At 65.1% G+C, this 15127-nt stretch carries 16 protein-coding genes; 8 read left to right on the top strand and 8 right to left on the bottom strand.

The genetic code is table 11. From position 1 onward, the window contains the following. Positions 1–8: 8 nt before the first annotated feature. The 7 genes from CXY80_RS14215 to CXY80_RS14185 are packed head-to-tail and all read right to left on the bottom strand — an operon-like array spanning position 9 to position 5542. Entirely contained in the window at positions 9–386 is a 378-nt protein-coding gene (locus CXY80_RS14215; RefSeq protein WP_092450597.1) for an RNA-binding S4 domain-containing protein, read from the bottom strand. 29 nt (positions 387–415) lie between these two features. Beyond that, positions 416–1315, bottom strand: a complete 900-nt coding sequence (locus CXY80_RS14210) for a prenyltransferase (RefSeq protein ID WP_092450595.1) — start codon at positions 1313–1315, stop codon at positions 416–418. Next, complete coding sequence (locus CXY80_RS14205) at positions 1308–1628, bottom strand: lycopene cyclase domain-containing protein (protein ID WP_104132870.1); 321 nt, start codon at positions 1626–1628, stop codon at positions 1308–1310. Before CXY80_RS14205 ends, CXY80_RS14210 begins: the two co-directional genes overlap by 8 nt. Continuing rightward, on the bottom strand, positions 1625–1948 hold the full coding sequence (locus tag CXY80_RS14200; RefSeq protein ID WP_092450590.1) for a lycopene cyclase domain-containing protein: 324 nt from the start codon (positions 1946–1948) through the stop codon (positions 1625–1627). The genes CXY80_RS14205 and CXY80_RS14200 overlap by 4 nt, the downstream gene beginning before the upstream one ends. Beyond that, positions 1945–3591: a phytoene desaturase family protein gene (gene crtI / locus CXY80_RS14195; protein WP_104132869.1), complete on the bottom strand. Its 1647-nt coding sequence runs from the start codon at positions 3589–3591 to the stop codon at positions 1945–1947. The genes CXY80_RS14200 and crtI overlap by 4 nt, the downstream gene beginning before the upstream one ends. After that, the gene (locus CXY80_RS14190; RefSeq protein WP_104132868.1) at positions 3588–4496 is read right to left on the bottom strand and encodes a squalene/phytoene synthase family protein; all 909 of its coding nucleotides are present in this window, start codon (positions 4494–4496) and stop codon (positions 3588–3590) included. The genes crtI and CXY80_RS14190 overlap by 4 nt, the downstream gene beginning before the upstream one ends. Then, complete coding sequence (locus CXY80_RS14185; RefSeq protein WP_158251660.1) at positions 4496–5542, bottom strand: polyprenyl synthetase family protein; 1047 nt, start codon at positions 5540–5542, stop codon at positions 4496–4498. The genes CXY80_RS14190 and CXY80_RS14185 overlap by 1 nt, the downstream gene beginning before the upstream one ends. Before the next feature lie 212 nt (positions 5543–5754). Here CXY80_RS14185 and CXY80_RS14180 point away from each other — a divergent pair, with 212 nt between their 5' ends. The 7 genes from CXY80_RS14180 (at position 5755) to CXY80_RS14150 (ending at position 10455) form a co-directional block, all read left to right on the top strand. Beyond that, on the top strand, positions 5755–6309 hold the full coding sequence (locus tag CXY80_RS14180) for a MarR family winged helix-turn-helix transcriptional regulator (protein WP_092450586.1): 555 nt from the start codon (positions 5755–5757) through the stop codon (positions 6307–6309). Positions 6310–6363: 54 nt separating this feature from the next. Next, positions 6364–6915 (top strand): adenine phosphoribosyltransferase, encoded by a 552-nt coding sequence (locus tag CXY80_RS14175; RefSeq protein ID WP_104132867.1) that lies wholly within the window; start codon positions 6364–6366, stop codon positions 6913–6915. 79 nt (positions 6916–6994) lie between these two features. After that, entirely contained in the window at positions 6995–7504 is a 510-nt protein-coding gene (locus CXY80_RS14170) for an NUDIX domain-containing protein (RefSeq protein WP_092450581.1), read from the top strand. 65 nt (positions 7505–7569) lie between these two features. After that, positions 7570–8187, top strand: coding sequence for a CDP-alcohol phosphatidyltransferase family protein (locus CXY80_RS14165; RefSeq protein ID WP_369828699.1), 618 nt, complete (start codon positions 7570–7572; stop codon positions 8185–8187). A gap of 235 nt (positions 8188–8422) precedes the next feature. Next, positions 8423–8857 (top strand): FHA domain-containing protein, encoded by a 435-nt coding sequence (locus CXY80_RS14160; RefSeq protein WP_092450743.1) that lies wholly within the window; start codon positions 8423–8425, stop codon positions 8855–8857. Next, the gene (locus CXY80_RS14155; RefSeq protein ID WP_092450579.1) at positions 8857–9579 is read left to right on the top strand and encodes a MerR family transcriptional regulator; all 723 of its coding nucleotides are present in this window, start codon (positions 8857–8859) and stop codon (positions 9577–9579) included. The genes CXY80_RS14160 and CXY80_RS14155 overlap by 1 nt, the downstream gene beginning before the upstream one ends. Before the next feature lie 324 nt (positions 9580–9903). Further along, positions 9904–10455, top strand: a complete 552-nt coding sequence (locus tag CXY80_RS14150) for a MerR family transcriptional regulator (protein WP_092450577.1) — start codon at positions 9904–9906, stop codon at positions 10453–10455. A gap of 377 nt (positions 10456–10832) precedes the next feature. Here CXY80_RS14150 and CXY80_RS14145 read toward each other — a convergent pair whose 3' ends face one another. Next, positions 10833–11645, bottom strand: a complete 813-nt coding sequence (locus CXY80_RS14145) for a ParA family protein (RefSeq protein ID WP_092450575.1) — start codon at positions 11643–11645, stop codon at positions 10833–10835. 77 nt (positions 11646–11722) lie between these two features. Here CXY80_RS14145 and CXY80_RS14140 point away from each other — a divergent pair, with 77 nt between their 5' ends. Continuing rightward, positions 11723–15127 carry a pyruvate carboxylase gene (locus tag CXY80_RS14140; RefSeq protein ID WP_104132866.1) on the top strand — a complete coding sequence of 1135 codons (3405 nt, stop codon included), beginning with the start codon at positions 11723–11725 and terminating at the stop codon, positions 15125–15127.

The raw sequence follows: 15127 nt of genomic DNA, 5'->3' as shown, positions 1-15127 counted from the left end.
CCTGCGGGTCACTCGGTGATGTGCCCGCGCAGCTCGTCGATTTCCCGGCGCTCGCGCTTGGTCGGCCGCCCGGCGCCGCGATCTCGCATCGGCACCAGCGCGACCTCCTCGCGCGGCGGCGGTGGGGGAGTGTGGTCGACGTAACACTCGGCGGCGAGCGAGGCCCCGACCCGCTTGACCACGAGGCGCGACACGATCAGCACCCGGTCGAATCCGGCCGTGCGAACGCGTACCTCGTCGCCGATATGCAGCGCCTGCGCGGCCTTGGCCTTGTCACCGTTGACCTTGACGTGCCCAGCGCGGCAGGCGGTCGTGGCCATGGACCGCGTCTTGAACAGGCGAACGCCCCAGCTCCAGCTGTCGACCCGGGCAGAAGTAAGCTCCATCACACGACTCTAGCTGGCCTCGGCCTGCGTCACGCGGCCAGACGGATGGAGTAGAGCAGCAGCAGGGTCACGAGAAATCCGCTCAGAAAATTGAGCCGGAGAAAGCGCTTCCAGCCTCGGTTTGCGCGGCCCGACTCGGCATCGCTGACCGTCCAAAAGGGCCGAACCGCGAGAATATACGGCACGACGAGCAGAGCGGCCAGCGGCCCGGGCCACGGTGTGAACATCATGAGCAGGCCGGCCAGGGCCCAGAAGGTGATCGCGAGGCGCACCGTCGGCCAGGCGCCGAGCGCCGTCGCGATCGACGCGATTCCGGCGTGGCGATCGGGTTCAACGTCCTGCACGGCGCCGAAGGCATGGCTGGCCATGCCCCATAGAAAAAACGCCGCGAGCAGGGCCAGCAGTCCAGGGGTGATCGTGGCGCCGGCCACGACGAGGCCGTAGACGGCCGGGCTGACGAAGTGCGTGCTCGAGGTGATCGAGTCCAGAATGGGACGTTCCTTGAACCGCAGTCCGCGCACCGAGTAGGCGACGACGGCGAACAGGCTCCCGGCCAGGACGACCCATGACAACGGATGCTCCGCCCCCGCCAGCACCAGCATCGCCGCCCCCACAAGCCCCACGTTCACGACGCCGGCGCCGATCACCAGGTGGTGCAGAGCGGGATGCAGCAGAGCCCCCTCCGCGCCGCCCTTCCGAGGATTGCGCAGATCGGACTCGTAGTCGAAGACATCGTTGATGCCGTACATCAGCAGGTTGTACGGAATGAGAAAGAACAGGGTGCCAACGATCAGCAGTGCATCGATGCGTCCGGTGGTCACGACATAGGCCGCGGCGAAGGGAAAAGCCGTATTGATCCAGCTGAGGGGCCGGGACGACAGCACCACCTGGCGGGTCTTCCATGACACCGTGCCGAGCTGCTCAGTCATCCGTTCGTCCTATCTTGGTACGGCCCAGGAGAACCCACAGTGCGGGCAGCAGAATCGCCGCGGCGAGTGGGTAGGCAAAATCTTCGATCGGAGCGAGACCGACGAACAGACCCGAAATATGCGCCGGGTCGTAGCTGAACAGTCCAGCCCCGATCATCAGGTTATCGAAAACGGCCGTGAGTAGCAGGGTCAAGGCGAGGGCCAGCGTGACGGACACCACGAATCGGCGGGAAATCAACTGGCGCGCGAGCGCCATCGTGGCAATCGTGGCGGCCACGGCCAGAAAGATCGTATTCAGGATGAGATAGGTCATGCTCGGGTTTGCCGGTGCAGCACGAGCTGGGCCCCCCGTACCAGGATCATGGTGAGATAGCAGAGAAAGGTGAGAAAGACGAGCTCCTCGAGCGGTAGCTCCGGCGCCAGCTGCAGCCCGGTCATCAGGGTGGTTTCCCCGCGGTAGAAGATGCCCAGGCCGATTCCGAACAGGTCCCAGGTCAGAAAGAACAGCACGCCGATGCCGACCACGAGCGCGGCTCGAACCGGCGAGTGCCAGAAGAACAGACCAAAGCGCCAGTCCAGAACGACCATGCCGCCGAGCGAGACCAGCAGGGTGAGCAGGTACAGCAGGGTCACGATTGCTGCGGCGCAGACTTCACCGGGTCTCCGGCAGCCCCGTTCAAGTGAGTCGGACGTGCGGGCAACGGTTCGGCGAGCGGTCCCGTGGTCGTGTCGTGGCGCATCCGCTTAAGCAAAATCTCGGCGCTGATCAGGCACATAGGCAGCCCAATACCGGGAATGGTTGTACCGCCGGCGTAGTACAGTCCCGAGATTTTCTTCGACATGTTCGAACCGCGCAGAAAGGCGCTCTGCCGCAGGGTGTGCGCGGGGCCGAGGGCGCCGCCCTTCCAACTGTTCAGGTCAGCGGCGAAGTCGGCCGGACCGACGGTGCGGCGCACCACGATCCGGTCGGCCAAGTCGGGGATACCGGCCCAGCGGGAGACCTGCTCGATGGCGGCATCCGCGATCAGCTCGATCGTCCGCGAGCCGGCACCGTTGACACCACCGTGGCCAAGGGTCACGTCGGGCGGCACCGGCACCAGCACGAACAGGTTGCTGCTTCCAGCCGGCGCCACCGACTTATCCGTGGCGCTCGGCATGCAGACGTAGAGCGAGGCCGGTGACGGCACCGAGGGGCGCTTGCCGAAAATCTGCCCAAAGTTCTTACCCCAGTCCGTGGTGAAGAACAGTGAGTGGTGCTGCAGCTGGGAGATTTCCCCGGTCACGCCGAGCATGACCAGCACGGCCCCGGGGCCCGAGACGCGCTTGTCCCACCAGCGCTGGGGATAGGTTTGCAGTTCGGCCGGCACCAGCTCGGTCTCCGTGTGGTGCAGGTCCGCCGACGACACGACCGTGTCGGCGTGCAGATACTGCAGCTGGTCTTCGGCGTCCAGGTAGCTCACCCCGGCGATGGCCTTCTGATCGCTGACCCGAATCGCGGTGACCCGTGCGCCGGTGACAAGCTGCACACCCTCGGCGCGAGCGAGGGCGGAGATGCTGTCGATCAGGGTTCCGAAACCGCCCTGCGGGTAAAGCACGCCGTCGGCCAGATCGAGATGGCTCATGAGGTGGTACATCGACGGCGTCAGGTTCGGCGCCGACCCGAGAAAGACCGCCGGGTAGCCGAGGATCTGCCGCAGTCGGGGGTCGCTGACAAAGCCGGCCACGAACTTGTCCAGTGGTTGCAGCAGCAGACGGGCCAGCCGTCCGAGCCGCCGCAGCACGTCGGGCACTAAAAACGGGCGAAACGATTCGTAGCTGGAGTACAGAAAACGCTGCACGGCCAGGTCGTAGGTCTCGGCGGCCGAGTCGAGATAACGGCGAAGCGCCGCCCCGGCCCCCGGCTGCAGCTGCTCAAATAAGCGGATGTTGGCGGCCCGGTCAGCGAGAATATCCACCGGGGCCTTGTCCCCTTCAAAGTGCACCCGATAGCCCGGGTCCAGCTTGACGAGGTCGAGTTGTTCGGCTGCGGAGGTGCCGAGCAGGCGGTAGAAGTGCTCGAATACCTCGGGCATGAGATACCACGATGGGCCGGTGTCGAAGCGAAAGCCGCCGGTGTTCCACACGCCGGCCCGCCCGCCGAGCTCGGAACGGGCCTCGAGCAGGGTCACCTCATGGCCCTCGCGGGCGAGCAGGGCTGCACTCGCGAGGCCGGCGATACCGCCGCCGATCACGATCGTGCGGATACGTCCGGTGCCGGTGGTTCCTGGGCCGGTCATCGCTTCCACGCGCCGGGTCCGAAGGTAGCGGTCAGAGCAATCACGAATTTTTCTCCATCCGGCACCCGAACGCGGGAGCGCAGTAATCGATCGGCCGGTGTCGACCGTAGTCGATTCGACAGGCGGGTGAACAGGCCCTGCGCTGCGGCCACGGCCCGGCGGCAGCTGGCGGGCAGCAGGGGCAGCACGGCGCTGGCGATCTCGAGGTCGGCATCAATGTCTTCGAGGATCGCATTTTTCTGCGGGTCGCTGAGGTTCAGCGGGTCGATTCCCGGAAAGTAGTTGCGGCCGAGCACCTCACGATCGCAGGACAGGTCGCGCAGAAAATTGATCTTCTGAAAGGCCGCGCCCAGGTGGCGGGCACCGTCTTCGAGCACACTGACTTCGGCGGCCGTGCGGGGTGAGTGCTGCAGAAAGCAGCGTAGGCACATGAGCCCGATCACCTCGGCCGAGCCGTAAATATATTCGGCGACGCCCTCGGCGGTGAATGGTTCCGGGTCGAGGTCCCGGCGCATCGACGCAAAGAATGGGGCGATCAGACTGGAGTCGATGCCCGTCTGGCGGGCCGTTGCAGCAAAGGCGTGCACTACCAGGTTCGTACTGTAGCCGCGTACGATCGCCCGCTCGGTCTCGAGTTCGAGCTCGTCGAGCAGGTGCCGCTGTTCCTCGATGGAGACACCGGCCTCGGCGGCGGCGCCGTCCACGATCTCGTCGGCGATGCGCACGAGGGCATAGATGGTGCGCACCGGCGTGCGCACCTGGGCGTCGAGCAGCCGGGTGGCCAGTCCGAACGAGGTGGAATAGTGCCCGATGACGGTCGTCGAGCTCGCCCGGGCCGTCTCGGCGTACTTGTTCAGGTTGGTGGTCGTGCTGCCGGTTTGAACCGCGGCCCGAAACGGGCCCATCAGCGTGACCGATTCACGGCGGCTTCGGCGAGTTCAATCAGGCTGGCGCGCAGTTCCGCCGGAATGATCGCCGGGTCGAGGGCCTCCACCGCCAGTCGGGAGTGGTCGTAGGCCAGGCCTTCGGCCGCTTCCTTCGCTCCGCACGCGCGCAGGTATTCCCTGGCACGTTCCGCTTCGTCGTCATTCAGGTCGACCTTGCCGAGATAGGGAGCGATCAGCGACCAGCTGGCGGTGCTGCCGGCGTGGGCGATCAGGGCGGTCTGCTTTCCCTCGCGCAGGTCGGCCGTCACGCTCTTGCCGGTTTTCAGTGGATCGCCGAAGACGCCGAGCAGGTCATCGGTCAGTTGGAACGCCACTCCAACGAGCCGTCCGTAGCGGCCGAGAACGCTAATCGCATCGGCCCCGGCCCCGGCCAGTACCGCTCCGGCCTGCAATGGGGCTTCGAAGGAATACACGGCGGTCTTATTCTCGAGGGTGGTGATGACCTCGGCCACCGTGAGCGGATGCCGCGCCGAACTGTTGGTGACGTCGGCCAGCTCCCCGGCTGCCGAGACGAAAACCGCCCGGTCGAGCAGGTCGAGCAGGCGCAGCCGGGTGGGCACATCGACCGGTAGTTTCGCCAGCGCGCGGTGTGCCTCACTCAGGGCGAGATCGCCCGCGAGAATTGCCGCCGCCGCAGCCCAAACCCCGGCCTGGTCGGCTGCTGCACCGTGGGCGAGCGCGCGGTCACTGAAGCGACCGGCAATGTTGGCCACTCCGCGGCGGGTCAGATCGCGGTCGATGACGTCGTCATGGATGAGGAAGGCCGTGTGCAGCAGCTCGAAGCTCACTGCGACCGGAGCGACGAGGCCCTGATCGCGCCCGCCGAAACCGGCATACGCCGCCAGGACCAGGGCGGGGCGCACGCGCTTGCCGCCACTGCTGGCCTGGGCCAGGGAATCCCAGAGGGCGACGTAGTGCTCGCCGTAGTCGCTCGCCCGCAGCCGTGCGGCAGCGAAGAATCGAGCCAGCTCGATTTCTACTCCGGCCGGAACCGTGTCAAGCATGAACACGGTCCACGTGCTGTACTTGTGCCGGCAGTGTTGGCGGCGACCCGTTGGGCTGGGGTGCTGCTCCGTCGTGCGTGTGATCATCAACCAGCAGAATTTCGTGTTCATACAGCGCGTTGGCGGTGTGCACGTAATCTCCTTTTTAGGTCAACCCGATCAGTACACGAATAACTAACCAGGTTAGCGACTCCTCACGTTAGCATGGTCATATGATCCAAGATGAGCGTAACCCCCTGCAACAGGGGGCGTACTGGTATGACCCTGAGAAACATGGTGTTTCTTTCGCCATCGAGGTCTTGCGTGCCGTGCGTCGCTTTCGCGTAGCCGATGCCGCCATGCGTCATCGTGCGCAGGCCGAGATGAACGTCAACGAGACCGATCTGATGGCGCTGCGTCATCTCATCGCCTGCGAGCGGCAGGACCGGGTCGCCAGCCCGAAGGATCTCAGCGAATTCTTGAACATCTCCTCGGCGGCCACGGCAAAACTTCTCGCGAGATTGTCGGCATCCGGTCATATTCGCCGCGAGGTTAACCCGGCAGACGGGCGCGCGCAGCGGCTGTTCGCCACGCAGTCGTCGCACGACGAGATGCGCGACTCGCTTGCTGCCACTCACGAGCAGATGATGCGGGTCGTCCTCGAGCTCACCGGCGACCAGCAGATCGCTGTCGTGCATTTTCTTGATTCGATGTGCGCGATAGCTACGGTGCCGCACGCTCCGAAGGTACCGGCCGATGAGCTGGCTCCGGAGCGCTCGGAATCCTGACCCTGGCCATTCTTCCCGCATACGGTTGCGGGCAACGCAGCTTAAGATGAATCAGTGACTCAACTCTCTGCTCCCACTTCGCCGTCCTCCGCCGCCAGCCACGTCGAAGCACTTCTGGCCTCCTACCCCGATTTTCCCCAGCCCGGCATCGTGTTCCGCGATCTGAACCCGGTCTTCGCCGATGCCCTCGCCTTCCGCGCGATCGTCGATGACCTGGCCGACCAGCACCGCGGCCAGTTCGATGCCGTGGCCGGCATCGAGGCGCGCGGCTTTCTGCTGGCGGCCGCCGTCGGGTACGCAGCGCAGGCATCCGTTCTGGCCGTGCGCAAGGGCGGCAAACTGCCCGGCACTGTGCTGACCGAAGAATATGACCTTGAGTACGGCTCGGCACGCCTGGAACTCGAGGTCGGCCAGCTGCCCGCAGGTACCCGCGTCTTGATTCTCGACGACGTGTTGGCAACGGGTGGCACCATCGCTGCCACGAGCCGGCTGATCGAACGGGCCGGCTACACCGTCTCCGGTGTCGGCGTCGTGCTCGAACTGACCGATCTGCACGGTCGCGAACGTCTGGGCACAGCCCCGATGCACGCCATCATGTCGATCTAGGGACCGAGAATCCACCGATAGCGGCAATTCGCCGGCCGCCTGAATTCTTTTTGGGGTCGCAGACGGGCATGCTTAGAGCATGACTGACGGTTCTAGCGTGTCTGGTGCGGCTGCGGCCGGTGTGCCTCGTCCTGGCGTGGATCGAGATAGCGGCGACGCCTGGGTTTACAGTCCGGACGGCCGCAAATATTGGGGCCGATTCGGGGCGGCCGGTCTGCTCGTGCATCATCCCGACCGTGGGGTGTTGCTGCAGCATCGCGCGGTATGGAGCCATTTTGGTGATACCTGGGGACTACCCGGTGGCGCCCGTCACGAGAACGAAACCGCGTTCGACGCGGCGCTGCGCGAAGCGCGGGAAGAAGCGGGCGTCCCGGCCCACCTCGTGACTTTGAAATTCACGTCGCGATTCGAGCTGGGATTCTGGTCGTACACGACCGTCGTTGTCGAGGCCACCGAGGTGTTCGAGCCGGTCATCAGCGATCTGGAGAGCATTGCCCTGCGGTGGGTGCCCGCCGACGGGGTGGACCTGCTCGCGCTGCATCCCGGTTTCGCTGCCAGTTGGCCGGCGCTGCAGGCGCGACTGGGCTGACCGAACCGCCGGGCGTGGAGCGCATTGCCGTGCGGTTCCGGTCGGGCGCTCGATAGAATGCGTATGTGACAGGCCCAGTGAACGCCACGGTGAGCGATCGGGTATTCAACCTGCCCAACATGCTGAGTTTTCTGCGTCTCCTGCTCGTGCCGGTGTTCCTGGTGCTGCTGGCTCTGGGGGAGGATGCCTGGGCGCTCGTCGTGCTCAGCATCTCCAGTTTCACGGACTGGCTGGATGGCTTTCTGGCCCGCCGTTGGAACCAGATCACCCGCCTCGGTCAGTTATTGGATCCGGCCGCCGATCGCCTCTATATCTTCGCTGCGCTGATCGGCCTGGCCTGGCGCGACCTCGTACCGTGGTGGATCGTGCTCGTCGTGGTGGGGCGCGATTTGTTTCTGCTGGCTCTGGGAATCGTCCTCGCGAACTTCGGTTTCGGACCGCTCCCGGTGCACCAACTGGGCAAGGTCGCTACCTTCTGCCTGTTCTACGCCCTGCCGATGCTTATGCTGGGGCAGGCATTTCCGCAGCTGGAATGGTGGTCGCAGCCGGTGGGGTGGGCCTTCGGAATCTGGGGCGCTTTTCTATACTGGTGGGCCGGCATTATCTACGCCATTGAAGCGATGCGAGTGATTCGACTACCGAGGGTCTTCGAGGGTGTATCTTCCGATACGCTGGAGCGATAGGAGGTGCATGATGGTCGATCTTTCCGGTAGGAATAATTCCGAGGAGCAGAACGAGCACGTGCCCGCAGATCAGCCAGAGAACCCGACGACAGGCGAAGCAATGCCCAGCAAGGCGCAGTCCACCCCAGCATCGTCCAACGCGGTGTCGTCCAACGCGGTGTCGTCCAACGGCTCAGTGCCCAACGGCTCAGTGCCCATCGACGCCGTGTCCGGCGAAGCGACGACGGTGCACGACATGCTCAGCACCGATACGACCATGAACTTCAGCCAGGAGTTCGCCGTCCAGATCGCGTCGATCGACTCCAACGTGACCGCAGAGGAACAGGAGTCGATCGCAGCGTTGCCGTCGGGCTCTGCGCTCATGGTGGTGCGGCGTGGCCCCAATGCCGGCGCCCGCTTTCTGCTGGACGCCGATCTCACGAGTGTCGGCCGGCACCCCAACGCGGACATCTTTCTCGACGATGTCACCGTGTCCCGCCGTCACGCCGAATTTCTGCGCAACGGCACCGCGTTCACCGTCAAAGACCTCGGCTCGCTCAACGGCACGTACTACGAGGGGGAGCGCATCGAAACCGCGCGCCTCACCGACGGTACGGAGGTGCAGGTCGGTAAATTCCGCCTGACCTTCTACGCCTCCCGCCTTGACCTCGCCCGCGCGGCGAGCGAATAGTGGCGGCAAGCGCCGCTCAGGCCCGGCCCGTGTCGGCGGCGAAGGCCCAGTCCCCGGGCTCGGCGCCGTTGCTGAGCATCGGCCAGGTTCTGGCACGCCTCACGCCGGAATTCGCTGATCTCACCCCGTCCAAGCTGCGTTTTCTGGAGGAGCAGGGTCTGGTCTCGCCGGCTCGCACTGAATCGGGCTATCGCAAGTTCTGCACGGGCGACGTGGATCGGTTACGGCTGATTTTGTCGATGCAGCGCGATCACTACCTGCCGTTGAAAGTTATCCGTTCTTATTTGGACGATCTGGACGCCGGACTCTCTCCGGTGCTGCCGGGCGGAACGACCCCGGGGCCGTCGATGCTCGGCACCGTACGACGGCTCTCCCGGGAAGACCTCCTGCGCGAAGCGGGAGCATCGGCGACCCTGCTGCACGATGCCGTTTCGGCGTCGATCATCCTGCCCGCGGATTACTACGGCGATGGGGCACTGAACGTGCTGCGTGCCCTCGTGGAGCTGCAGCGCAGCGGCATCGAACCGCGCCACCTGCGTGGCTTCCGTGGGGCCGCTGAACGTGAGCTGGGTCTGATTGAGAGTGCCCTGGTGCCCCTGGCTCGGCGTAAAGACGCCTCGAGCCGGGCAAAGGCTGCCGAAATGGCGGTAGAAATCGCCGGTCAGCTCGAAGTGATTCGGGGCAGCCTGATTCGCTCAGCTCTGGGTCGACTGACCAAGTAGGTCGTAGACTGATTCAAGCACAAACCGTCGTGAAGTCGGGTGACGCCGTCGCAACGGGTGTCTTAGTCGGTGCCTGGCGCCGACACGCCAAACCGTTGGCGCGAATGTCAGGCACTTAGGCACCCGACCTCGGTACCGTAGCTAGATCGATCCACAGCAGGACGTCGTCGCATCACCAGCTGCAAGGCGCAAACCTTCAGCACTAGTTTTCTCATTAATCCTTTTGCACCACGTATCTTTTGCACCAGTTCCACACCACAGTGAATCAGGGCGCCACCGCCAGCTGAATCACCGCACCACGTAAACCCCCGAGAGGCAACCCATATGAGTGAGCTCAAGCCTGACGCTGACGCTTCGCGTTACTCGTTAGGACTGCTGTTCACCGATGGCATGCCCGAGCTCGATGAGAACTCCGGCTACCGCGGCGCTGTCGCTGCGCGTGCCGCTGGTATCAGCTATCGCCAGCTCGACTACTGGGCCCGCACCGGCTTGGTCGAGCCCACTGTGCGTGGGGCGGCCGGATCCGGCTCCCAGCGCCTCTACGGCTTTCGAGACATCCTCGTGCTCAAACTCGTCAAACGCCTGCTCGACACCGGAATCTCACTGCAGCAGATTCGCACCGCGGTCAACCAGCTGCGCGAATCGGGAATCAGCGATCTCGCCCAGACCACTCTCATGAGCGATGGCGCGAGTGTCTACCTCTGCACCTCCAACGACGAGGTCATCGATCTGGTCAGCCGTGGCCAGGGCGTCTTCGGCATCGCCGTTGGCAAGGTGCTGCGTGAGGTCGAGACCAGCCTGGTCGAGCTCGACATGCAGCCCGTCGACCCCGCCGACGAGTTGGCAGCCCGTCGCACAACCCGCAAAATCTCCTAGCAGCGCCCTCCGCGAGCGCCCACCCACAAACCCGCAGACACGGTCGGGTCGGTCGATGGTGATTTCGAGCTCGATCAGCGGATGGGGACGAGCGCAGGCACTGACGGGTCGGTCAGGCCGGTAGGGCAAGCCTGCAGTCGAAGTACTTGGTCACGCTGCGAAGCAGCCGTGACCCGCGTCGGGCGCGCCCATCCCGAAGTCGATGCGGGGCGCGGTTGTCTGCGGGGTGCGAGTTTCGCCGTTTCGGATTCCACCGAAGCAACGGCGATGTCTGAGCCGATCAGCAGATGACTGCACCCGCATCGCCCACCCAAAATCTTGTAAATCCAAAAAGCCGCGGTTCGAACTCAGCGACCTCGCAGGAGCCGAGTTTCGAACTAGTGCGCGGAAACCTCGGCGTACTCGCCGATGCGCGCCGTGCGCAGCACCCGGTCGAGCAGCTGGTCGAAGTAGCCGGCCATTTCGAGGGCACTGTCACCCGGCCAGATGTGCAGCGGCTTCGCAGCCCCCTGCGCCTGCTGCAGCGAGGTGCGCTCGGGCAGCTGCGGGCTGAGCACGAGCGGCCCGAACATGTCGCGCAGCTCCTTGATCCGGAACTGGTGCTCGAGCGACGCCGTGCGGGCCCGGTTCACGATGATTCCGAGCGGCTGCAGCCGCGGACTCAGCCCACGGCGAATTTCTTCGATCGCGCGCAGCGCCCGGTCGGCCGCTGCGACCGAGAACAGGCCGGGCTCGGTCACAACCGCAACCCGGTCGCTCGCAGCCCACGCTGTGCGCGTGAGAGCGTTGAGCGAGGGCGCACAGTCGATGAGTACGAGCTCATAGTCCTTCTCGATCGTCGAGAGTGCTTCCTCGAGTTTCCAGATATCACGGATGCTCGGGTGCGGCCCGTCGAAATTGATGGCCGAGGGGCTGCCGATCATGATGTCAATCGTGCCTGGGCGATTCCGCGTCCAACCGCTGGGCGCAATGGCGGCCCGAACGGTTTTTTCCTTCGGCGAGCTGAGCACATCGGCGACATTGAGGTGACCGGCAACCTGAATGTCCATTCCGGTGGAAACATCGGACTGCGGATCGAGATCCACGACCAGTGTCCGCACGCCGCGGGCGAAGGCTGCAGAAGCCAGACCAAGGGTCACCGTGGTCTTTCCTACGCCTCCTTTGAGGGAGCTAACGCTGAGTACGTGCATGAGTAGCAAGGTTACCTTCACTAGTGTTAGAGAACCTAACCGTTAGCTGTGCGCCCGGCTGCCCTCGAAAGGCTTGCATGTTTGAGAAAATCCTTGTTGCCAACCGCGGAGAGATTGCGATCCGTGCCATGCGCGCGGCGTACGAGCTCGGAGCCAAGACCGTGGCTGTGTTTCCGTTTGAGGATCGGAATTCTTTGCACCGCTTAAAAGCGGATGAGGCGTATCAGATCGGCGAGGCCGGGCATCCGGTTCGCGCGTATCTCGACGTGAGTGAAATCATCCGCGTGGCGAAGGAATGCGGCGCCGACGCCATCTACCCCGGCTACGGTTTTCTGTCGGAGAACCCCGAGCTGGCCGATGCGGCCGCCGCTGCCGGCATTACGTTCATCGGCCCGGGCGCCGACGTGCTCGAAATGGCCGGCAACAAGGTCACCGCGAAGGAGCACGCCATAGCGGCCGGCGTTCCCGTGCTGAAGTCGACGCAGCCGTCGACCGATGTTGAGCTGCTGATCAGCCAGGCCGACGAGATCGGTTTTCCCATCTTCGCCAAGGCCGTCGCCGGTGGTGGCGGGCGTGGCATGCGTCGCGTTGCTAAGAAGAGCGAGCTGCGTGGAGCGCTCGAAGAGGCCATGCGTGAGGCCAACAGCGCTTTCGGCGACGCCACGATGTTCCTTGAAGCTGCGGTGCTTCGGCCCCGGCACATCGAGGTGCAGATTTTGGCGGATGCGTCCGGCGAGACGGTGCACCTGTTCGAACGCGACTGCTCGGTGCAGCGTCGGCACCAGAAGGTCATCGAGATCGCTCCGGCGCCGAACCTGAGCGATGAGATTCGGGTGCAGCTCTACGCCGACGCGATCAAGTTCGCCCGCTCGATCGGCTACGTCAACGCCGGCACGGTCGAGTTTCTGCTCGACACCGTCGGCGAACGCGCTGGGCAGCACGTGTTCATCGAGATGAACCCGCGCATCCAGGTGGAACACACCGTCACCGAGGAGGTCACCGATGTTGACCTGGTGCAGGCGCAGATCCGCATCGCGGCGGGGGAGACCCTCGAAGAGATCGGCCTGACCCAGGGCGAGATCCGTCTGCGCGGTGCCGCCCTGCAGTGCCGCATCACCACCGAAGACCCCGCCGCCGGGTTCCGACCCGACACCGGCAAGATCACCACCTATCGCTCTCCCGGTGGCGCCGGCATCCGCTTGGACGGTGGCACGATCAACCCGGGCGCCCAGATCAGCCCACACTTCGACTCGATGCTCGCCAAGCTCACCTGCCGCGGCCGCGACTACGCCGCCGCAGTCGTGCGGTCCAAGCGCGCGCTCGCGGAGTTCCGCATTCGGGGCGTCTCCACCAATATTTCGTTCCTGCAGGCCGTGCTCGACGACCCCGACTTCGCCGCCGGTGACCTGAGCACCTCGTTCATCGACGAGCGTCCGGAGCTGCTGCGCGGCCGGGAGTCCAAGGACCGCGGCACCAAGATTCTCAACTGGCTGGCCGACGTCACCGTCAATCAACCCAACGGCGCGCCGCCCACCACGGTGCACCCGCGCGACAAACTGCCACAGCTCGACATCACGCAGCCGGCCCCGGACGGCTCACGCCAGAAGCTGCAGCTGCTCGGCCCAACCAAGTTCGCCGCCGACCTGCGTGGCCAGACCGCACTCGCTGTCACCGACACGACGTTCCGGGATGCCCACCAGTCGCTGCTCGCGACGCGGGTGCGCACCAAGGACCTCGTCGCTGTCGCCCCGTATGTGGCCCGGCTGACGCCGCAGTTGCTGTCGGTCGAAGCGTGGGGCGGTGCCACCTACGACGTGGCACTGCGTTTTCTTGGCGAGGACCCGTGGGAACGCCTTGCGAGCCTGCGCGAAGCCCTGCCGAACATTAACCTGCAGATGCTTCTGCGCGGCCGCAACACCGTCGGCTACACCCCGTATCCGACGGAGGTGACCGACGCGTTCGTGCGGGAGGCCACCGCCACCGGTGTGGACATCTTCCGCATCTTCGACGCCCTCAACGACGTGTCGCAGATGCGTCCGGCGATCGACGCGGTGCTGAACACCGGTACCGCCCTGGCTGAGGTCGCCGTCTGCTACACCGGCGATCTGCTCGACCCGGCCGAGAATCTCTACACCCTCGACTACTACCTGCGCCTGGCCGAGCAGATCGTCGCCAGCGGCGCGCACGTGATCGGCATCAAGGACATGGCCGGGCTGCTCCGTCCGAGCGCCGCCGAGAAGCTCGTTAGCGCGTTCCGTGAACGGTTCGACCTGCCCGTGCACGTGCACACCCATGACACCCCGGGCGGCCAGCTCGCGACGCTGCTCGCCGCGGCGCGAGCCGGTGCGGACGCCGTGGACGTGGCATCCGCTCCGATGGCCGGCACGACCAGCCAGCCGTCGGCATCCTCTCTCGTCGCCGCCCTCGCCCATACCGAACGCGACACCGGCATTTCGCTCAAGGCCACGACCGACCTCGAGCCGTACTGGGAAGCCGTGCGCACCCTGTACCGCCCGTTCGAATCGGGCCTGTCCGCCCCGACCGGCCGGGTATACTCGCATGAAATTCCGGGCGGGCAGCTGTCGAACCTGCGCACCCAGGCCGTTGCCCTCGGCCTGGCCGACCACTTCGAACTGATCGAAGACATGTACACCGCCGCGAACACCATCCTCGGCCGGGTGCCCAAGGTCACCCCGTCGTCGAAGGTCGTCGGTGACCTCGCCCTCTACCTCGCCGCGGTGAAGGCCGACCCGGCCGACTTCGAGCAAAACCCGGACAAGTACGATGTGCCGGACTCCGTGATCGGATTCATGGCCGGCGAACTCGGCGAGCTGCCCGGCGGCTGGCCGGAGCCCTTCCGTACCAAGGTGCTCGCTGGACGCAACGTGCGCGTCGGCGTCACCGAGATCACCGCGGGGGAGCGCGCCGCGCTCGAAGCCACGAGCGCCGAACGTCGCTCGATGCTCAACCAACTGCTGTTCCCGGCGCCGACCCGCCAGTTCGAACAGGTCAAGGAGACCTACGGTGACCTCTCGGTCATCGACACGCTCGATTACCTCTACGGCCTGCATCAGGGCCAGGAACACGCCGTCGAGATTGAAAAGGGCGTTCGCCTCTACGTCGGCCTCGAAGCCATCGGTGAAGCCGACGAGAAGGGCATGCGCACCGTCATGACCATCCTCAACGGCCAGCTGCGCCCCGTCTTCGTGCGCGACACCAGCATTACGGTGCAGACTAAAATCGCTGAGAAAGCGGATGCCAACCAGCCCGGCCAGATCGCCGCGCCCTTCTCCGGCGTGGTCACCCTGCAGATCGAAGAAGGCGCCCAGGTCGAAGCCGGCCAGAGCGTCGCGTCGATCGAAGCCATGAAAATGGAAGCCGCGATCACCTCGCCGATCGCCGGAACCATCGAGCGGGTCGCCATCCCGCTCACCCAGCAGGTCGATGCCGGCGATCTGCTCGTGGTGGTGCGTCCACGCTAA

It is taken from the genome of Cryobacterium sp. M91 (assembly GCF_002929615.1).
In the GTDB taxonomy this organism is placed as follows: domain Bacteria; phylum Actinomycetota; class Actinomycetes; order Actinomycetales; family Microbacteriaceae; genus Cryobacterium; species Cryobacterium levicorallinum.
Note: the sequence above shows the minus strand (reverse complement) of the source record. Positions and strands in the feature narration are given on the sequence as shown.